We start from the raw sequence: 20,265 nt of genomic DNA, 5'->3' as shown, positions 1-20,265 counted from the left end.
CCAGGAAATATAGGGAGCGGAGCCTGATAGATTGCCCGGCGGCGCTGCGCTTGCGCGGGCCTACGCAGGGGGTGGGTTGGCTGCGCAATGACCGGGCATCACCCTTGTGTAGGCCGGGCAAGGCGTCGTCGTCGCCCGGCACGTGGACCGCAATAACATCCTGCTCAGGGGTATCTTACGATACCCCTTTTTTATGCGCGCTGCGGGTTCAACGGTTTGGCAGCAGGGTGCCTTTCAGGCCGTGCGGCTCGGAGCGCAGGTACTGCGAAGGGACGCGAACCTGGGCGCCGAGGCTGGCGGCGGCGTGCCACGGCCAGTGCGGATCGTAGAGTACCGCGCGGGCGAGGGCGATCAGGTCGGCATCGCCATCCTCCAGCGCCGCTTCCGCCTGCTGCGGATCGGTGATCAGCCCCACGCCAATCACCGGGATGGCAACCTGCTGGCGAATGTCGTGGGCGAATGGCAACTGATAACCCGGTCCGACGGTGATCGACTGCTGCGGCGACAATCCGCCGCTGGAGACGTGAATATAGTCGCTGCCCAGCGCTTCCAGCTGCTGGCTGAACTGAATGGACTGCTCGCAGTCCCAGCCGCCTTCGACCCAGTCGGTAGCCGACAGCCTGACGCCCACCGCCATGGTGTTGCCCACCGCCTCGCGGATCGCGTTAAACACTTCCAGCGGATAGCGCAGACGGTTTTCCAGAGAACCGCCGTACTCATCACGGCGCTGATTGCTGAGCGGCGAGAGAAACTGGTGCAGCAGATAGCCGTGGGCGGCGTGCAGTTCAATCAGCTCAAAGCCCAGACGCTGGGCGCGCAACGCGCTGGCGACAAACGCCGCTTTGATGCGCGCCATATCGGCAAGGCTCAGCTCGGCGGGGGCGCGGTCGCCATCGTGAAACGCCACGGCGGAGGGGGCAACGGTTTGCCAGCCACCCTCATTAAGAGCCAGCTGATGACCACCCTGCCACGGGGCCGCGCAAGAGGCTTTGCGTCCGGCGTGCCCCAGCTGGATCCCCAGGCGGATCGGCGACCAGGCCCGAATATCCTCTACCACCGCGCGCAGCGCGTTTTCGGTTTCATCATCCCACAAACCCAGATCCCCCGGCGAGATACGTCCCGCTGGCTCTACCGCCGTGGCTTCCAGAATTAACAGGCCAGCGCCGGAGAAAGCCAACTGACCAAGATGGATCCGGTGCCAGGAGGTGGCTTTACCCTCGTCGGCAGAGTACTGACACATGGGGGCAATAACGATGCGGTTATCCAGCGCCAGCTGACCAATACGCGTCGCGCTAAAAAGATGGCTCATGAGTACCTCGTAAAAGTTAGACAGGGTCTTGCATGGGGGCAAACAGTCACTGTTTATAGCACGCCTGTTTGCCCTCCTTTATTCGGATATTGCGTTTAAGCAGCCCGCTATTCGATAAACCACAGGCGGCGCCGGCGGCCCGTCGCCTGCTGCGACACGGCACGGGCCATCGCGCTGCCAATTTCGGCGCTGGCCGTCAGCCCCTGCACAAAGGGACGATCGTGCATCAGCCAGGGAAGGGCGCCGAAAGCGACCCGGCCGCGCAGCGTCTCGGGCGCCTGCAGCGTGTAGTCATCGCCGACGTCCGGAATGTCGTCGCCGCAGGCCAGCAGCTGCTGGCGCAGCGATGGGAAGGGCAGGTCCCGGGTTTTCAACGCTTGTTGCCCGCGGGCATCGATAAACACATCGAATTCACAGCGCTGCTGATGATGGACAATCAGCGTTCGGTGAGACTCGCGCTGCAGGTCATAATCCTCGCCGAGCGCCACAATACGCAGAATACCGGCCTGGTGCAGGGCCAGCAGCCGGCGAATGGATTCCGGCGGGATGGCGGCATAGTTATCGATAAACACCCGGGCGAGCCCGCGCCGGAAGCGGCGGCTGTCCTCGTCGTTGAGTTCCGGCACCACGCTTTCAATCGCCTCGTGCAGGCGGAGAATGGCATAGCGCCAGGGCACCGTGTGGTGTTCGCGCTTATTGCGCTCCACCTCCTGCAGATTGCGTTGCGCCCACTGGAACGGGTCATGGGTGAGACGGTCGGCAAACCAGGCGTCGGCGATGCTGTCAGGCGTTAGCTGGCGCAGCCCAGTCGCCTCGCACCAGGCTGGGGCGGCATATTCCAGCTCCTGCACGACCAGCTCGAATACCCGATCCAGTAGCCCGTCACTGCCCTGCGCGACGGCAGCCTCAAGGGCGGCAGGGGTGGCGATCTCCAGCGGCTCCCATGGGATCGGACAGTAAAAATCGGCTTCCGGGAGCACCCCATTGCGCGACAGCAGGGTGATCTCCAGCGCCTCGCTGCCAGGATGGAGGGTAAAATGGGTCGTTTTGTCGTTCTCAGTATGGAAAACACCATGCTGGGCCACCACGGCGATGGCGGCATCAATGGCGCTTAAAGAGGTCCCGAGGATCCCGACCCGACAGGGCGCGATCCGGGCGTCCATCAGTCCGGTCCACGGACTGGGGAAATACTGTCGACTGGCGCGCTCTTCCTCAGGCCACAGATGGCCGGTGGCAATCGCCACCAGGTCGACGATAACCGGTTCTGCCGCGCTATCAGTGTGGATGGCGATCCCGGCGGGCTGGACGGCAATATCCGTCACTTCACAGGATTCACAAACGCTAACGATGAAGCCGGCGTCCCGGGCCCGCTCTGTGAGATACAGAAAACGGTCGCGATAGTACTCGCCGAGGATCACTCGCGGCAGGAACTGGCGCTCATGCAGCGTGTGCCGCTCGAGGCCGCGCGCCGCCAGCCAGGCGTCGCTGTGCTGCTGCAGCCATTGCAGATAGGTCAGGTCGATAGGGGGGATCTCAATGCTGGCGATGTTAGCCAGCATTTGCGCCGCCGTATTATCGTCACTGTAGGGCATACCCACCCCGGCCTGCGCCTCTTTTTCAAACAGGGTGATCGCCAGCGGCTCGCCACGCTTCACCAGTTCATAGAACGTGTAAATCCCCGTCGGCCCCACGCCGACGATGGCAACTCTCTTCATGATTCTCTCCCTTCCTGTGGGCGGATGCGGCATGGACAGCGGTTCACTGTCGCCAGCCTGTCCTTAATTCTGGTCGAAAATTGCCGATCCGGTGGGCCGTTACACGCAATTTGAAACAAATTAGCAGGCTAATAAACTTGCCGACGGCCGGAAAAAGGGTGTAATTAACAAAAGAGCAACTTTCTATACAAACAATTTACATAAGCGGTGACACCAGCTTGCTCTGCCGGACGCCGCGCAAGCTCCCGGCAACGCCGTCGGGATAGGGATGACAAGATGCATGGCTGGACTTCACGACAGCGCAACGCGGCGATTGCCAGTTTTTTAAGCTGGACGCTCGATGCTTTCGATTTCTTTCTGTTGGTCTTTTTACTGAGCGATATCGCCCACTCGTTTCACGTCGACCTTGAAGAGGTCACCCTGGCGATTCTGCTTACCCTGGCCGTGCGGCCGATAGGCGCGCTGATTTTCGGCAGGGCAGCGGAAAAGTATGGTCGCAAACCCATTCTGATGCTGAATATCGTCTTCTTCTCCGCCTTTGAGCTGCTCTCCGCCGCCGCGCCGTCGTTGCTGCTGTTTTTTCTGCTGCGGGTGCTGTATGGCGTGGCGATGGGCGGGATCTGGGGCGTGGCCTCGTCGCTGGCGATGGAGACGATCCCCGACCGCTCGCGTGGCCTGATGTCCGGCCTGTTCCAGGCGGGATATCCCTTCGGCTATTTGCTGGCGGCCGTCGCCTACGGCCTGCTGTTTGAACAACTCGGCTGGCGCGGGATGTTTGTGATTGGCGCCGCGCCGGTGCTGCTGCTGCCGTTTATCTATTTCTGCGTCGAGGAGTCCCCGGTTTGGCTGGCGGCCCGGCAAAGTAAAGCGAGCACGGCGCTGCTGCCGGTACTGCGTAGTCACTGGAAGCTGTGCCTGTACCTGGTGGTGCTGATGGCGGCCTTCAACTTTTTCTCCCACGGGACGCAGGATCTCTACCCGGTCTTTTTGAAAGTCCAGCACGGCTTCGAGCCTAAAACGGTCAGCATCATCGCGGTCTGCTACAACATCGCCTCGATTATTGGTGGAGTGTTCTTCGGTTCGCTGTCGGAGAAGATTGGCCGACGCAAAGCGATTATGATCGCCGCCCTGCTGGCGCTGCCGGTCATTCCACTGTGGGCGTTCGCCAGCGGCTCGCTGGCGCTGGGGGCGGGGGCGTTTCTGATGCAGTTTATGGTGCAGGGGGCCTGGGGAGTGATCCCCACCTGGCTCAATGAACTGGTCCCGGCCAACACCCGGGCGGTGCTGCCTGGCTTCGTCTATCAGCTGGGTAATCTGCTGGCTTCGGTGAATGCCACTCTCCAGGCGTCAATCGCCCAGCATCATGGGCATAACTACGGTCTGGCGATGGCCCTGGTGGCCGGTACGGTGGCGATTGTCATTACCGTCCTGACCTTCTTTGGTCGCGAGGGACGGGTGATCCAGCCCGCAGGAGCGGGACATCGCCAGCCGCTCTCCACCAGCCGTTAACTTCTGCTACCGGGCGTCGTCAGGCGCCCGGTAGCGTACGTTAGCCGCGCAGACGAATTGCCGCCGCCTGGCGTTTCTCCAGCGAGCAGATCCCAATCCCCACCATGATAAACAGGGCGCTGAACAGATGCCAGGCATGCGGCTGGGTATGCAGGAAGAGGATGCTCAACACCCCGCCGGAGAGCGGGATGATATGGGTGTAAATTTCTCCCCGGGTGGCGCCAATCGCGGCGATACCTTTGTTCCAGAACAGATAGGCCAGCCACGACGGGAAAATCACCAGATACGCCAGGCCGCTGAGGAAAAACGGCTCGCGCCAGGCGGCCCAGTCCTGCGCCGGGTGGCGCATCAGCCAGAAGATGACGATGGGCAGCAGGATCAGGGCGCCGAGCAGCGAGCTGACGGCGACAAAGCCATTCGCCGGGATCCGGCGGTCCTTCAGACGTAATAGCGAGCAGTAGAGCGCCCAGCTCAGCGCCGACCCCATGGCCCACAGATCGCCGACGGAAAAGGTATGCAGCGAGGTGGCATGCAGTGGGTTCCCCTGGAATAACAGGATCATCACGCCAAGGGTGCTGAAGATGACCCCCAGCCAGTTGCGGGCCGATACCGGGTCACGAAAAATCAGCCGGTTAATCAGCAGCACCATGCTTGGCGTGGCGGACATATAGATGGCGGCGTTGAGGGCGGAGGTGGTTTGCAGGCCAATATAGAGCGTGAGCGGGAAGCTGACCTGGCCACAGAGCGTTAGCACCAGCACCGCCGGCGCATTTTCCCGCAGCAGGTGGCGGCTGGCGGCGATCTGCCGGCGGTAGAGCAGGCCCAGCAGCAGCGCCGTCAACGCCCATCGCGCTTCGGTCATCAGGATCGGATCCACGCCCTGAACCAGCACGTGACCGACCACGTAATTTCCCCCCCAGAACAGGGCGGCCAGCGTCAGTAACAGATAGGGCATGCTGATTCCTTGCGTCGCTTATCACTGTACTAGATGGTAACTTTAATAATTTTATAATATCAATATTTTTATAGTGGTCTTTTCTGTTATTTATTAAAAGTATTTATTTTACAATATGATATTTGTTATTCCTAAATTTTCGTTGCCGCGTTGCGAACGGTACTATACCGTATATTTGCCATGCATTTAACAGGGACAAATCCATGCGTAACACAGAAAATGGGGTCATTGGTAGTGACCAGACCGCGGTGATGGCCAGGCTGGCACTGGATGAGTTAATTGACCAGCTTCTGCACAGCAACGCGCTGTCGCTGAAGCTGACGGCCAACCCGCTGGTGGCCGACAGAGCCTGGCATCTGACTGAGAATACCTGCATCCGCGCCTTCTCCGCTGACGATCCACAGGCCAAAAAGCGGGCTCACCATGCGCTGTTCATCCTCTATCAGTCCTGGCTTGCCGACCCGCTCTCGCCAGCGGCAGCCAATCAGTTTCATCCGCTACTCTCCGGGATCAGAAACTACATTGAGTCTGAGTGGCTGCGGGCGGAAAGCAAACGTTTCCACCGCCAGAGACCGGTGCTTAACGCCGGCAATATCGTCGACGAACTGCGCGCCTTATGCCAGCAGCACCCGGCGTCTCATCATCCGCTGTTCGATTTCCTTGCCAGCGAGGCCTCCGCGGCGCAGATCGACTATTTCTTCAAAAGCGACAGCGCGCTGAATCTGCTGTTCTTCGATCTTGTGGCGATGGGGCTGGTCGGTTCGCTGCCGGAAACCCGCGCCGAGATTGCGCAAAATCTGTGGGATGAGATAGGTCAGGGCAGCACTGAGATCACCCACGTCAATCTGTATAAGGATTTACTGAAGCGGCGGAATATCGCGTTGCCGGACAATCATTTTGCCCATTTGTACGAGTGGCAGGGTCTGGCCGGGTATAACGCCTTTATGCTGGGCGGCGTAAACCGTCAGCATTATTACAAATCGCTGGGGGTCATGGCGATGACCGAGCTGCTCGACCCACCGCAGTATGAAAAACTGGTGGCGGGCTGCCGGCGGATTGGGCTTTCCGATCGCGACGTGCATTACTATGCCGAACATATCACCGTCGATATCGGTCATGCGGACGGCTGGCTGAACAATGTGATTGTGCCGATTGGCAAAAAACATCCGGCGGCGATGGAGGAGGTCTACTTTGGCGCCGCGCTGCGCCTGCAAACCTGCAACGATTACTATGATTGCCTGCTGGCGGCCCTGCAGTCGCTGGACGGCAGCGCATTATCTCACAGCGTTCCGCCTTCTGAGTAAATAAGCGCTTTGGCTGCGCTCCAGGCGGTGATCCCCGGTGGGATCTCCCGGCATTCGACGGACTCGGCCTGCTGAGCGGCGATAGCGCCATCGATGAGCATCACCATCATCATGGCGACCCGCTCGGCAGGTTCCGGTTTTAACACCTGCAGGAGGATATCGCGGAAGAACTGCCAGAGGAGCGACTTGAATCGGGAGCACTGCTCCCGGATCGCCGGCGATGACGCGCCATATTCAAACAGCGCGCGGGTAAACATGCAGCCGTGGAACGTGTCGCAGGTAAACCAGCGATGGTAGTAGTCGAACACGGCAAACAGCTTCTCCCGCGCGCTGGCTTTATCCGCCGTGATCTGCGCCAAATCCTGCATAAATTCGCTCTCTTTCTGCTTGAGGATAGCCAGAATGAGCGCCTCTTTATCGGCGTAATAGCGGTAGAAGGTCATTTTGGAGATGCCGGCATGTTCAGCAATCCGCTCGATGCTGGGCGACTGATATCCTTCGCGATTAAACAGTGCGCTGGCGTGGCGGAGAATGTCCGCTTGTTTTGGCTTCATGCGTTTTCCTGTCGAATGTTCGCTGTCACGACTGCCGGTGACACGGCCGTCCTGCGACAGCGGTGCATTATGCCGGATCTTGCCGCCAGACGGGCAAAAAGTAAATCAGCCGCGGTTTAAGCGGCGTCGGTGTTTTTGAATAAGGTTACAAGGATGAAGAAGAACATTGCCTTTTTTGACTTCGATGGCACGATAACCCACGAAGATACTTTTACCCCTTTCATTTATCAGTCCCTCGATGCGAAAGCCATTCGTCGGGGCAGGCTGCGTCTGTTACCGCATATTCTCGCCTGGAAAATGGGCTGGCTCTCAGCCTCTGCTATCCGGCAAAAAGTCTTTCATTATGCTTTTGCTGGAAAATCTCAGCCTGAGATCCTGCAGCGTGGCAACGATCATAGCCAAGTGTTTATTCCCCGCACGCTGCGGGAGAACGCGATGCAGCGTATAGCCTGGCATCAGGCGCGAGGAGACACCGTGGTGGTGGTCTCAGCCTCGCTGGATGTCTATCTTCGTCCGTGGTGCCAGCAGCACCATCTCGAACTGCTGTGCAGCGAAGTTGAATTTCAAAACGGGGCAGCGACCGGAAAGTATCAGGGCGGAGACTGCAGCGGCCTGGCGAAAAAGGCGCGTATCCTGGCGAGCTACCCCCTGGCCGATTACGAGGAGATCTTCGCCTACGGCGATACGCCGGAAGATTTCGCCATGCTGGCGCTGGCCACCACTAAAATCTATCGCTGGGATGAGGCTCCGCCATGAGCCTGGCAGCGTCAGGCTGCGCAGGTTAAGATGGCCCCGCGATTGCCTGTCTCATTGAGAAGAAGAGAAGAGATGATGTTACCCCTGACCACGCCCCGGCTGCTGCTGCGCCGGTTCAGAACGGAAGATCTGCCGTCTTTCAGCCATTATCGCAACCTGCCGGAGGTGGCCCGTTTTCAGAGCTGGACCCAATATGGTATGACAGAGGCGAGAGCCTTCTATGAACAACAGCGTTCGCTGGCCTTTGCTGAGGATGAGAGCTGGTTCCAGCTTGCCGTAGAGATCCAGGCCAACGGTGCGCTGGCGGGAGATGTGGGGATCCATTTTTTCGATCAAGGCAGACAGGCCGAGCTGGGGATGACCTTTTCCCCGGCATATCAGCACCAGGGTTATGCCAGAGAAGCCATGCGGGCGGTGATGGCCTTACTCTTTGAACAGTTAGCCCATCATCGGCTGATAGCCGTGGTAGACACTCGCAATACCGGTGCGATCAAACTCCTTGAAGGGCTGGGCTTTCGTCGCGAGGCGCATTACCGGCAGAATATCTTTTTTAAAGGCGAGTGGGGCGATGAGTACCTGTACGCGCTGCTGCGCAGCGAATATCAGTGAAGTGACGGGCGAGCCGTCACTTCTGTCAGCGCTGCAGTTAGCTGTGCTGGCGGATAAAGCGCGCGCGCCACGGTTTTAGCACCCACAGCGCGAGGGCGGCGGTGACAAAATCAAGGCCAATCGCGCAGCTGAAGACCACATGCCAGCCGTGGGTGTACTGATAGAGCAGTGCCGCCAGCGGGCCGCCGAAGATTGACCCGATGCCCTGAGAAATATACAGCCAGCCATAGTTGGTGGCGGCATGCTCGCTGCCGAACGTATCGGTGAGTGTCGACGGGAAGAGAGAGAAGATCTCCCCCCAGCCAAAGAACACCACCCCGGAGAGCAGGACAAACAGCAGCGGATCTTCCCGGCACGCCAGCCAGAGCATCATCGCCACGCCTTCCAGCGCAAAGGCGATAAACATGGTTTGCTCGCGGCCGAAGCGGTCGGAAATAAAGCCAAACAGCGGCCGGGTTAAGCCGTTGGTGAAGCGGTCTATCGTTAACGCCAGCGGCAGCGCCGCCATGCCAAACACCACCGCCTGGCTAATGCCGAAATCCTCGGCGAACACCGCCATCTGCGAAGTGACCATCAGCCCGGAAGTCGACATCATCGCCATCATGGCGAACATCAGCCAGAACAGCGGCTGGCGCAGCATTTCCCGGGAAGTAAACGATCTGCTGCTCTGCGCCACCGTCTGACTGACGGGCTGGGAGACAGCGGGCGGCGGCAGCTTCAGCCCCTGACTGGCGAGGAAGCCGACGAGGGCGAAAAGGATCCCGAAAGTCGTCATCGTGTGTTCAAGGCCGTTAGTGGTCAGCGACAGGGAGATGGGGAAGGTGGTTATGATGGCCCCCATCCCGTAGCCCGCCGCCACCGCGCCGGCGGCAAATCCCCGCTGCTGTGGGAACCATTTGACCATCAGGCCGACAACGCCGATGTAGACGATCCCGGTCCCGAGGCCGCCCATGCAGCCATAAACCAGCCAGAGCGTTGCCAGGCCATTCACCTGCGCGGAAAGCACCCAGCTCATTCCCGCCATCACCGTGCCAATAGCGATCAGCCGCCGTGGGCCAAACTTTTCCACTAACCGCCCCTGAAAAGGGGAAAAGAAGGTCTGCAGGATGATCAGCAGCGAGAAGGTGACCTGCAATTCTGGCAAACCCACGCCAAGCTTGGCGGCCAGAGGTTTTGTCAGCAGCGTCCAGACATATTGCGGACTGGAAATGGCGGCCATACAGATCAAACCCAGCACCAGCTGGCGCCATTTGCCATATTTCGGGGTAACCAACGGTTCACTGAGTGTCGTCATGTTGTTCTCCGTTTTCAGTAAGCAGGCTTCCGTGAAACGCATCCACCCTGGATGCCTCACGGAAAGGGGAAGGTGGCGACCGCAGAGTGACGACGTGTTGTGGCCATACGGCATACGATCTTGTCCACATCGCGGTATACAAGCGCACAGCATTAAACGTGCCATATAAAATAATCATTTATATTCAGCAGGTTAATGTAATTAGGTGGTGACTAACGGGATGCGACATGGTGAAGGAGCGGCACTGAGGCGGTGCAAATGGGTCATCGCGGTGCGTGGGAAATGTTCGTGGCAAATCCACAGAATGTCGGCGCATGCGCTCTGCGTTTTCCTGCACCAAAGCCATGCAATGCCCCAACATCACTCCCCATTTTTGGGAATCGATGCGTCCGCTGGCGGCGAAACGCGGCGGTGAGCGGCCTCTGGCTCCTGGCATGGCGCTTGCAAGAACATCGGCAGAAAGCAGCGCAACAGACAATTCAGATCACACAATAGCTGGCTAGGGTTCCGGTTCACCGCGGTGAACGTCTGGTCCGAGAGCTGGCGACCTCGGCGAGGTTACACGGCGGGATAAAAGCCCGGGAGACAGCAGCACCGTTGGGTGTCGCGCTGCTCCGTTTCTCGTGCTAACCAGAGGTCCACCATGAAAACATCGCCGCTCCTCCGCTCACTTGTCCTGTCGCTGACGCTGCTGACCAGCGTTCCGTCGTTTGCCGCCGTCAAAAAAGAGTTCAACGTCTGCTGGACCATCTACGCCGGCTGGATGCCCTGGGGAACCATCAGTAACGAAAAGATAATTGATAAATGGGCCAGCAAATACGGCATCAAGATCAATATCGTCCAGCTCAACGATTACATCGAATCCATCAACCAGTACACCGCCGGCCAGTTTGACGGCTGCACGATGACCAACATGGACGCGTTGACGATCCCGGCGGCGGGCGGTGTCGACAGCACAGCGCTGATCACCGGCAGCTACTCCGACGGTAACGACGGGGTGGTCCTGAAAGGGGCGGATAAAAAGCTCAGCGACCTGAAAGGGATGTCGGTGTATCTCCCGGAGCTGTCGGTATCCCACTATCTGCTGGTGCGCGGCCTGGAAAAAGCCGGGCTGCAGGAAAAAGACGTCAAGGTGGTGAATACCTCGGATGCCGATATCGTCTCGGCCTTCGGCACCAGCGGCGTGCGGGCGGCGGTGGCCTGGAATCCACAGCTGTCGGTTATCAAAAAGACCCCACAAACCAGCGAAGTGTTTAGCTCCTCGCAGGTGCCGGGCGAGCTTATCGACATGATGGTGGTGAATACCCAGACCCTGAAAGATAACCCCGCGCTGGGCAAAGCCCTGACCGGCGCCTGGTTTGAAATGATGGCCAAAATGAAGGCCGGGGATAGCCAGGCGTTGAGCGCCATGGCCGCCGACTCCGGCACCGATCTTGCCGGCTACCAGGCACAGCTGAAAACAACCCATCTGTTCTGGACACCTGGCGACACCCTGGCGTTTATCTCCTCGCCGGATCTGGCGAAAACGATGCAGCGAGTGGCGCAGTTCTCGTTCGATAAAGGCCTGCTGGGTGAAGGGGCGCAGAGCGCGGACTTTATCGGTATGACCTTCCCGGGAAATGTCACCCTCGGCGATGCCGCCAACCGCAAACTGCGCTTTGACGACAGCTACCTGAAGCTGGCCGCCGCGGGCCAGCTGTAATGATTATCGCCGGGAGACCACGCCATGCGCCACATTAACCGTTATCCCCAAAAGGGGATGCGCCTGACGCTGATGCTGCTGCCTTTTGTCGTGCTGATCGCCGCCTGGTTTATTGGTTCAGCGGTGCGGCTGGAAGCCAATCCGCAGGACAAATTGTTACCAGGCCTGTCGCAGATGGTGGCAGCCATTGACCGGATGGCGTTCACCCCGGACAAACGCAGCGGTGAGTATCTGCTGTGGGCCGATACGCTGATCAGCCTGAGCCGTCTGTTGACGGGCCTGGCCGTCTCGTCGCTGATCGGCCTCGGTATCGGCATCGCCGCCGGCGTCTTCCCAATGTACCGCGCGGCGCTGTCGCCGCTGATGACGGTGGTGTCAATGATCCCGCCGCTGGCGATCCTGCCGGTGCTGTTTATCGTCTTCGGCCTCGATGAGCTGTCGAAAGTGATGCTGATCGTCATCGGCATTACGCCAATGCTGGCGCGCGACCTGGAGCAGCGGGCGAAGGAGATCCCGGCGGAGCTGTTTATTAAGGCGCAGACCCTCGGCGCCAATAGCTGGACCCTGGTGCTGCGGGTAGTGCTTCCCCAGCTGCTGTCGCGGCTGATCACCTCTCTGCGCCTGCTGCTGGGCTCAGCATGGCTGTTCTTGATCTCCGCCGAGGCCATCTCCGCTACCGCCGGGCTGGGGTACCGCATTTTCCTGGTGCGGCGCTATATGGCGATGGACGTGATTATTCCCTATGTCATCTGGATCACCTTGCTGGCATGGCTGATGGATCTGGCGCTGCGCCAGCTGCACAAAGCCTGTTTCCCGTGGGCGGAAGGAGGCCGGGGATGAGTTTTATCGACATCAAAAACATCTGGCAGGAGTACGGCGACCACGTGGTGCTGGAGCGCATCAATCTGCAGGTGAAAGAGGGCGAGTTTTGCTCGATGGTCGGCGCGTCCGGTTGTGGTAAATCGACCTTTTTACGCCTGCTGCTCGGTCAGGAAAAACCGACCCGTGGCGACATCCTGCTCGATGGCCAGCCGCTGGCGGCGGAGCCGGATCGCAGCCGCGGCGTGGTCTTCCAGCGCTATTCGGTGTTTCCGCATCTCAACGTGCTGGATAACGTCGCCATCGGCCTGGAGCTGCCGGCGTCCCCGTTGCTGGGGCGCCTGTTTGGCGGCAGAAAACGCGAGGCCCGGCAACAGGCCCAGCACATGCTGGAGAAAGTGGGGCTGGGGCACGCTCTGGATAAATATCCGGCGCAGTTGTCCGGGGGGATGCAACAGCGGCTGGCCATCGCCCAGGCGTTCGTGATGCAGCCGCGGGTGCTGCTGCTCGATGAGCCCTTCGGCGCGCTGGATCCTGGCATTCGCAAAGATATGCATGCGCTGCTGCTCCAGCTATGGAGCGAAACGCGCATGACGGTGTTTATGGTCACCCACGATCTGGCCGAAGGCTTCAACCTGGGCACCCGGCTGCTGGTGTTCGACAAAGTGCGCATCGATCCGCAGGCGCCTAACGCCTGGGGAGCGCGCATTACCTACGATATCCCGCTCAATGAGGCGCGGATGGCGCAGCTGGCCACCGGTAGCGACACCAACGTTTACGCATTAAGGAGATAAATTGATGACCGTACCTTTTCACGCCACTCCCAGCCTGCGCGAAGAGCGGCTTCCCGGCGGGGCGCATACCTCGCTGATTTTGCGCAAAGGGCAGATCCTGCGCCTGACCGATATCGACGGCGGGGCGAACGTCAGCATGATGATGCTCAACCCCCATGAGAAAAGTGAGCGCCTGAACCTGCCGGATACCCTCAAGGGCCAGCATACCGCGCGCCTGACCGCCGGACACTGTTTCTACTCCGATATGGGCCGGGTGCTGGCCGGGATCGTCGCCGACAGCTGCGGCTGGCACGATCCGTTCGGCGGGGTCCTTAACGCCGAAGAGACACACGACAAATATGGCGCCGGACGCTACCAGGAATTACGCAATGGCTTCTACCGCAACGGCGTCGATAACCTGCTGGTGGAGATGGGCAAATGGGATCTCGGCCTGGAAGATCTGCTGATGGTGGTCAACTTCTTCAGCAAAGTCACCGTCGATGACGAGGGCCGTTTCCAGTTTGTTGCCGGCAACAGTCGCGCCGGGGATTACGTTGAGCTGTTTGCCCCGATGGACGTCCTGCTGGTGCTCACCGCGCTGCCGCATCCCCAGGATCCGGCCACAGAATATGCGCCCCGTCCGGTGCAGTTGAGCTGGTATCAGGCCGACGATGAGGACGCGGCCATCCAGGCGCTCCTGACTCGCGATGAGAATCAGCGCGCGTTCCGTAATACCCAACTTTTTGCCCTGTAAGGAGGCGTTCATGACCGTTATCACCAGTAACCGACGCCCGGAAGAGGCCGTCTATCGCCATGTGATCCCGGCCGGGGAACCCTGGCTGTTTGAGGTTAAAAAAGGGCAAACCTTGCGCCTGCTTGATCTCGAAGGCAATCAGGCGATTGATACCCTGTTTTACAACGCCGACAACCCGCGCGAGCGCTACGATGCGCAGCGCACGCTGCGTCGCCAGGGGAACGCCTACCTGACCGCCGGCAGCGTGCTCTATTCCAACCTCGGCCATCCGCTGATGACCATCGTGGCCGATACCTGCGGGCGGCACGATACCCTCGGCGGCGCTTGCGCCCAGGAGAGCAACACCGTGCGCTACGCCCTCGACAAGCGCTATATGCACAGCTGCCGGGACAATTTTCTCTGCGCCTGTCTGCACGATGGCCGCCTGCATAAGCGCGATATCGGCGCCAACATTAACTTCTTTATGAACGTGCCGGTGACGCCGGAGGGCGGTCTGACCTTTGCGGACGGCATCTCGGCGGCAGGAAAATACGTTGAACTGCGCGCGGAGTGTAACGCCATGGTGCTGATCTCCAACTGTCCGCAGCTCAACAATCCCTGCAATGGCTGGAACCCGACCCCCGCCGAGGTGCTGGTATGGAACTGACCCGCTGGCAGCGCTGGCGTTTGCTGGCCTTTCGGCTGTTCGCCGTTCGCGCCGACCGCCTGAATCACACGCCGACGCGCCACGTTTAAGCGCCGGTTCCCCCGGGGACGACCTCAGGGAAAGACGAATTGTTGCGGGACGACCCGCTACGCTGTGAGTTCCGCTTATGTTTGATACCTTACTGATTGCCAACCGCGGGGCGATAGCCTGCCGCATTTTACGTACCCTGCGCGCCATGCAGGTGAAGGGGGTTGCCGTTTACGCCGAAGCCGACCTGAGCAGTCTGCACGTCCGCGAAGCGGATGAAGCGCTCAGCCTTGGCGAGGGCCCGGCAGCGCAAACTTATCTGGTGGTAGAGAAGATCATTGCCGCCGCGCTGCAGAGCGGCGCCCGCGCTATCCATCCCGGCTACGGCTTTCTGTCGGAAAACGCCGCCTTCGCCGAAGCCTGTGAGGCGGCGGGACTGGCGTTTGTTGGCCCGACCCCGCAACAGCTGCGTACCTTTGGCCTGAAACATACCGCTCGCGCGCTGGCGAAAGCGGAGGGCGTGCCGCTGCTGGAAGGCAGTGAACTGCTGGCCGACAGCGAGGAAGCCTGCCGGGCGGCCGAGGCGGTGGGCTACCCGGTGATGCTCAAGAGTACGGCGGGCGGCGGGGGAATTGGCATGCGCGTCTGCCGCGACGCCCGCGAACTGAGCGAGGCGTTTGCCACGGTGCAGCGACTGGGGCAAAACAACTTCAGCGACGCCGGGGTGTTTCTCGAAAAATATATCGAACGCGCCCGTCACCTGGAGGTGCAGATCTTCGGCGACGGTGAGGGGGAGGTTATCGCCCTCGGCGTGCGCGACTGCTCGCTGCAGCGGCGTAACCAGAAAGTGATTGAAGAGACCCCGGCGCCGAATCTGCCGGAAGGGATGGCGCAGGCGCTGTGTAGCGCGGCCATTGCTCTCGGGAAAGCGGTGAACTACCGAAGCGCCGGGACGGTGGAGTTTGTCTACGACAGCGCGGCGCAGCGCTTCTATTTCCTTGAGGTCAATACCCGCCTGCAGGTGGAGCACGGCGTGACGGAGCAGGTGTGGGGCGTGGATCTGGTACGCTGGATGATCGCCCTGGCCGCAGGGGATTTACCGCCGCTGAGCGAGCTGGCCGCCGGGCTACAGCCCCGGGGCCATGCCATTCAGGCGCGAATTTACGCCGAAGATCCTGGCCGCCAGTTTCAGCCTTCGCCTGGACTGTTAACCGACGTCTGGTTTCCGCCGCCGGACGGCGCCACGCTGCGCATCGACCGCTGGGTGGAAGCCGGATGTGAAGTGCCGCCGTTTTTCGACCCCTTGCTGGCGAAAGCTATCGTCTGGCGCCCCAGCCGCGATGAGGCAATCGCCGGCCTGGCGCAGGCCCTGGCGGAGACCCGCCTGTATGGCGTCGAAACCAACCGCTTATACCTGCAGCAGATCCTCGGCTTTGCGCCGTTTACCGCCGGAGAACCCTGGACCCGCTGCCTGGATCAGTTGCGCTACCGGTCCGATACCGTGGAGGTTCTGAGCGCCGGCACCCAGACCAGCGTCCAGGACTATCCGGGACGTCTGGGGTACTGGGCGGTGGGCGTCCCGCCCTCGGGCCCGATGGATGACCGGGCGCTGCGCCTGGGCAACCGTCTGCTGGGCAATGCCGAGGGTGACGCCGCGCTGGAGATCACCCTTAGCGGACCCACCCTGAAATTTAATACCGCCGTACAGGCGGTGGTCTGCGGCGCGCCGCTCGCCGTCACGCTCGATGGCGCCGGGCAGGACATGAACTGCGTATTCACTATTCCGGCGGGGGCGACCCTCAGGCTGGGGGCAATAAACGGACCAGGCGTCAGAAGCTATCTCTGCCTGCGCGGCGGTATTCAGGTACCGGATTATTTGGGCAGTAAAAGCACCTTTACCCTCGGCCAGTTTGGCGGCCACGGCGGACGGGCGCTACGCGCTGGCGACGTGCTGCATCTTGCGCCTTTGGTTGAGACAGGGGAAGGCGCGGCGCTTCCCGCAGGGCTGCGCACCGCGCTGACGGACGTCCGTACGCTGCGGGTGATTTATGGTCCCCACGGCGCGCCGGAGTTCTTTGCCCCGGCGTATATGGCGACCTTTTTTGCCACCGACTGGGAAGTGCATTTTAACTCCAGCCGCACCGGCGTGCGCCTGATCGGGCCTAAGCCGGTCTGGACCCGTGACAGCGGCGGCGAAGCCGGGCTGCATCCGTCGAATATTCATGACAACCCCTATGCCGTGGGGGCCGTGGATTTTACCGGCGATATGCCGGTGATCCTCGGGCCGGACGGCCCAAGCCTCGGAGGCTTCGTCTGCCCGGTCACGGTTATCGAAGCCGATCTCTGGCAACTGGGCCAGCTTAAGGCGGGGGATAAAGTGCGCTTTGTGGCGGTGGACGTCCCCACCGCCCGGCGGCTGGCGGCAGGTCGTCGTGCGGAGCTGGCGACCCTGCAGGCGCAGGACGTTTCCTGGCAGCCTGCGCCGCTCACCTCGCCGGTGGTGATGACCTGCGGTGACGCCGATAAACGCCTGGTGGCGCGCCTCTCCGGTGATACCCATCTGCTGCTGGAGGCCGGTGAGGCGGAGCTGGATCTGGTGCTGCGCTTTCGCATCCATGCCCTGATGCAGGCCCTTGAAGGGCAAGCCCGGGATGGGATCATCGATATCACGCCGGGGATCCGCTCGCTGCAACTGCATTTCCAGCCGGAAACGCTGGCGCTGGAGACCCTGCTGGCGTGGGTCAGCGGGGAGTGGGCTACGGTCTGCATGAGCGATGATCTGCAGGTTCCAACGCGGGTCGTGCATCTCCCGCTCTCCTGGGACGATCCGGCCTGCCGCAAGGCGATCGACAAATATATGACCACCGTCCGCCCGGACGCCCCGTGGTGCCCAAGCAACCTCGAGTTTATTCGCCGGATAAACGATCTGCCGGATGAGCAGGCCGTATGGAACACGGTGTTTGACGCCAGCTATCTGGTGATGGGCCTCGGCGATGTCTATCTCGGCGCGCCGGTGGCCACGCCCCTTGATCCGCGCCATCGGCTGGTCACCACCAAGTACAACCCGGCGCGAACCTGGACGGCGGAAAACTCGGTGGGCATCGGCGGGGCGTATCTGTGCGTCTACGGCATGGAAGGCCCGGGCGGCTATCAGTTTGTCGGCCGCACTCTGCAGATGTGGAATCGCTATCACGAGGTGGCCGATTTTGCCGGCAAGCCGTGGCTGCTGCGCTTTTTCGATCAGCTGCGTTTCTATCCGGTTTCGGCCGATGAACTGCTGGAGATTCGCCGCGATTTCCCGCTCGGTCGCTATCCGCTGCGCATCGAACACAGCACGCTGCGGCTGGCGGAATACCAGCAATTTCTCGCTCGCGAGACGCAGAGCATTGACGCGTTTCGCGACCATCAGCAGCGGGCGTTTAACGCCGAACGCGATCGCTGGATCGCCAGCGGCCAGGCCCATTTCGACAGCCAGGAGAGCGCCGCAGAAGAAGCGGGCGATGCGCCGCTGCAGCCGGGCGAGCAGGGGGTGGAAAGCCCGGTATCCGGTAATTTGTGGCAGGTACAGACCGAGGCCGGTCGTCTGGTGCGCGCCGGTGATGTGCTGGTGGTGCTTGAGTCGATGAAAATGGAGATCCCGCTGCTGGCGCCGTGCGATGGCAGGGTTCAGCAGGTCAATGTGCAGCCAGGCAGCGCGGTGCGTGCCGGGCAACGGGTGGCAGTGATTATTGAGGAGAAGGCATGATGCAGCAGACGTTTGATTTACGCCTGGCGACCCTGGCGGCGAACTATCGTAACGCCAACACCACCCCGCGGGCGCTGTTGGCAGCGATCCGCCAGCGGGCGGAAACGCTGAATCCCGAATTTAATCTGTTTATCCATCTCCTGAGCGAAGCGGAGCAGGCGCCGTTTCTCGCGGCGCTGGAAGGCCATTCGCCAGAGACGCTTCCGCTGTACGGCGTGCCGTTCGCGATCAAAGACAATATTGACCTTGCGGAGATCGTCACGACCGCTGCCTGCCCGGCGTTTGCATACCGGCCGACGCAAAGCGCGACCATTGTCGCGCAGCTGATTGCGCTGGGAGCCGTGCCGGTGGGCAAAACCAATCTCGACCAGTTTGCCACCGGCCTGAACGGAACCCGTTCGCCGTACGGACGTTGCCGCAACGCGTACCACCCGGCTTACCCCTCCGGTGGCTCCAGCGCCGGCTCCGCGCTGGCGGTAGCCCTGGGTGTCGCCAGCTTCGCGCTGGGGACCGACACCGCCGGCAGCGGTCGCGTTCCGGCCGGGCTGAATAACCTGGTGGGGCTGAAAGCGACGAAAGGGGTGATCTCCACCGCCGGGGTCGTCCCTGCCTGTCGCACGCTGGACTGTGTGACCTTTTTCAGCGCTACCGCCGACGAGGCCAGCCAACTGCTGGCGCTGGTTGCCCGGACCGATCCGCAGGATAGCTACAGCCGCCGCAATCCCCAGTGGAACAGCCGGCAGGCCTTTGGCAGGCCGTCCGCCGGGTTTCGCTTTGGCGTTCCGCAGACGCTGAACTTCCTCGGTTGCCGCGCCAGCGAAGCGCTGTTCGCCCAGGCCGTGCAGCGGCTGACGGCGCTCGGCGGCGTGCCGGTAGCGATCGATTTCGCGCCATTTCTGGCCGCCGCCCGCCTGCTGTATGACGGACCGTGGGTTGCTGAACGCTATGCGGTGGCCGGACCGCTGATTGAGCAGCAGCCGGATGCCGTGCTGTCGGTGATTCGCGACGTGCTGGCGAAAGCGCCTGATATCGACGCGACGGCGACCTTTAAGGCGATGTATCAGTTGCAGGGGTATAAAGCGCAGTGCGATGCCATCCTTGATACGCTGGACTGCGTGCTGACGCCAACCTTTCCGCGCCCGGTAACGCTCGACGAGCTGGCGGCGGAGCCGATCGCCCGCAACGCCGATCTGGGCTACTACACCAACTTTATGAACCTGCTGGACTATGCGGCGGTGAGTGTGCCGTGCGGGTTTATGCCTGACGGATTGCCCTCCGGCGTCACGCTGTTTGGTCGGGCGTTTACCGATCAGTATTTGCTGAGCCTGGCCGACGCCTTCCAGCGCGCGGAGCGGCTGCCGCTGGCAGGCGGCGCGCGGCTGGAGAGCCCGCCGCCTGCGCATTCCGCAGGCCATGACCGGATGGCACTGGCGGTATGCGGTGCGCATCTGGCCGGTCTGCCCTTAAACGGTCAATTGCTGGCGCGGGGCGGTCGGTTGCTGCAGGCGACCCACAGCGCGCCACGCTATCGTTTGTACGCTCTCGCGGATGGCAAGCGCCCGGCGATGGTGCGTGACGAGCGCGACGGCGCGGCGATAGCGGTGGAAGTCTGGGAGATACCCAGCGCCGAGGTGGGGTCGCTGCTGGCCGCTATTCCCGCGCCGCTGGGGCTGGGACAGGTTGAGCTGGCCAACGGCCGATGGGTGACGGGCTTTATTTGCGAAGCCGCCGGGCTGGGGGATGCCACGGAGATCACTGCCTGGGGCGGCTGGCGTCAGTGGCTGGCCAGGTAAA

The 20,265-nt window shown here is 61.2% G+C and carries 16 protein-coding genes and 1 riboswitch; of the genes, 11 read left to right on the top strand and 5 right to left on the bottom strand.

The window, feature by feature from the left end:
* Positions 1-208 precede the first annotated feature (208 nt).
* Both A1WC_RS12650 and A1WC_RS12655 read right to left on the bottom strand, forming a co-directional pair.
* On the bottom strand, positions 209-1,309 hold the full coding sequence (locus tag A1WC_RS12650; RefSeq protein WP_012541688.1) for an NADH:flavin oxidoreductase/NADH oxidase: 1,101 nt from the start codon (positions 1,307-1,309) through the stop codon (positions 209-211).
* 107 nt (positions 1,310-1,416) lie between these two features.
* Entirely contained in the window at positions 1,417-3,024 is a 1,608-nt protein-coding gene (locus tag A1WC_RS12655; RefSeq protein WP_016161066.1) for an FAD-NAD(P)-binding protein, read from the bottom strand.
* A 276-nt stretch (positions 3,025-3,300) separates the two neighbouring features.
* Here A1WC_RS12655 and A1WC_RS12660 point away from each other — a divergent pair, with 276 nt between their 5' ends.
* Positions 3,301-4,533, top strand: a complete 1,233-nt coding sequence (locus A1WC_RS12660) for an MFS transporter (protein ID WP_016161065.1) — start codon at positions 3,301-3,303, stop codon at positions 4,531-4,533.
* A gap of 40 nt (positions 4,534-4,573) precedes the next feature.
* On the opposite strand, the gene A1WC_RS12665 is transcribed toward A1WC_RS12660, so the two are convergent.
* On the bottom strand, positions 4,574-5,488 hold the full coding sequence (locus A1WC_RS12665; protein WP_012968187.1) for a DMT family transporter: 915 nt from the start codon (positions 5,486-5,488) through the stop codon (positions 4,574-4,576).
* A 203-nt stretch (positions 5,489-5,691) separates the two neighbouring features.
* On the opposite strand from A1WC_RS12665, the gene A1WC_RS12670 reads away from it, so the two are divergent.
* Positions 5,692-6,792, top strand: coding sequence for an iron-containing redox enzyme family protein (locus A1WC_RS12670; protein ID WP_016161064.1), 1,101 nt, complete (start codon positions 5,692-5,694; stop codon positions 6,790-6,792).
* Here A1WC_RS12670 and A1WC_RS12675 read toward each other — a convergent pair.
* A complete protein-coding gene (locus A1WC_RS12675) occupies positions 6,768-7,346 on the bottom strand; it encodes a TetR/AcrR family transcriptional regulator (RefSeq protein WP_012541693.1) in 579 nt (192 codons plus the stop codon). The genes A1WC_RS12670 and A1WC_RS12675 overlap by 25 nt on opposite strands.
* 153 nt (positions 7,347-7,499) lie before the next feature.
* On the opposite strand from A1WC_RS12675, the gene A1WC_RS12680 reads away from it, so the two are divergent.
* Positions 7,500-8,102: an HAD-IB family hydrolase gene (locus tag A1WC_RS12680; protein ID WP_016161063.1), complete on the top strand. Its 603-nt coding sequence runs from the start codon at positions 7,500-7,502 to the stop codon at positions 8,100-8,102.
* Positions 8,103-8,132: 30 nt separating this feature from the next.
* Positions 8,133-8,711: a GNAT family N-acetyltransferase gene (locus A1WC_RS12685; protein ID WP_172437973.1), complete on the top strand. Its 579-nt coding sequence runs from the start codon at positions 8,133-8,135 to the stop codon at positions 8,709-8,711.
* Between the two features lie 37 nt (positions 8,712-8,748).
* Here the strand turns inward: A1WC_RS12685 and oxlT are convergent, their stop codons facing one another.
* Positions 8,749-10,047, bottom strand: coding sequence for an oxalate/formate MFS antiporter (oxlT, locus tag A1WC_RS12690; protein ID WP_012968194.1), 1,299 nt, complete (start codon positions 10,045-10,047; stop codon positions 8,749-8,751).
* Positions 10,048-10,493: 446 nt separating this feature from the next.
* Positions 10,494-10,592, top strand: a riboswitch (guanidine-I (ykkC/yxkD leader).
* 56 nt (positions 10,593-10,648) lie between these two features.
* Here oxlT and A1WC_RS12695 point away from each other — a divergent pair.
* From A1WC_RS12695 to atzF, 7 genes are all read left to right on the top strand, one after another.
* Positions 10,649-11,707, top strand: coding sequence for a putative urea ABC transporter substrate-binding protein (locus A1WC_RS12695; RefSeq protein ID WP_016161061.1), 1,059 nt, complete (start codon positions 10,649-10,651; stop codon positions 11,705-11,707).
* 24 nt (positions 11,708-11,731) lie between these two features.
* Positions 11,732-12,547: an ABC transporter permease gene (locus tag A1WC_RS12700; protein WP_008804845.1), complete on the top strand. Its 816-nt coding sequence runs from the start codon at positions 11,732-11,734 to the stop codon at positions 12,545-12,547.
* On the top strand, positions 12,544-13,320 hold the full coding sequence (locus A1WC_RS12705; RefSeq protein WP_012541697.1) for an ABC transporter ATP-binding protein: 777 nt from the start codon (positions 12,544-12,546) through the stop codon (positions 13,318-13,320). The genes A1WC_RS12700 and A1WC_RS12705 overlap by 4 nt, the downstream gene beginning before the upstream one ends.
* Positions 13,321-13,324: 4 nt before the next feature.
* Positions 13,325-14,053: an urea amidolyase associated protein UAAP1 gene (locus A1WC_RS12710; protein WP_016161060.1), complete on the top strand. Its 729-nt coding sequence runs from the start codon at positions 13,325-13,327 to the stop codon at positions 14,051-14,053.
* Positions 14,054-14,063: 10 nt separating this feature from the next.
* On the top strand, positions 14,064-14,699 hold the full coding sequence (locus tag A1WC_RS12715) for an urea amidolyase associated protein UAAP2 (protein WP_008804848.1): 636 nt from the start codon (positions 14,064-14,066) through the stop codon (positions 14,697-14,699).
* A 166-nt stretch (positions 14,700-14,865) separates the two neighbouring features.
* On the top strand, positions 14,866-18,471 hold the full coding sequence (gene uca, locus A1WC_RS12720; RefSeq protein ID WP_016161059.1) for an urea carboxylase: 3,606 nt from the start codon (positions 14,866-14,868) through the stop codon (positions 18,469-18,471).
* Positions 18,468-20,264: an allophanate hydrolase gene (gene atzF, locus A1WC_RS12725; RefSeq protein ID WP_016161058.1), complete on the top strand. Its 1,797-nt coding sequence runs from the start codon at positions 18,468-18,470 to the stop codon at positions 20,262-20,264. Before uca ends, atzF begins: the two co-directional genes overlap by 4 nt.
* Position 20,265: the final 1 nt, after the last annotated feature.

Origin of the sequence: Klebsiella sp. KTE92 (assembly GCF_000398905.1) — a bacterium.
GTDB classification, from domain to species: Bacteria; Pseudomonadota; Gammaproteobacteria; order Enterobacterales; family Enterobacteriaceae; genus Klebsiella; species Klebsiella variicola.
The sequence above is the reverse complement of the archived record's forward strand: the minus strand, read 5'-3'. Positions and strand labels throughout refer to the sequence as shown.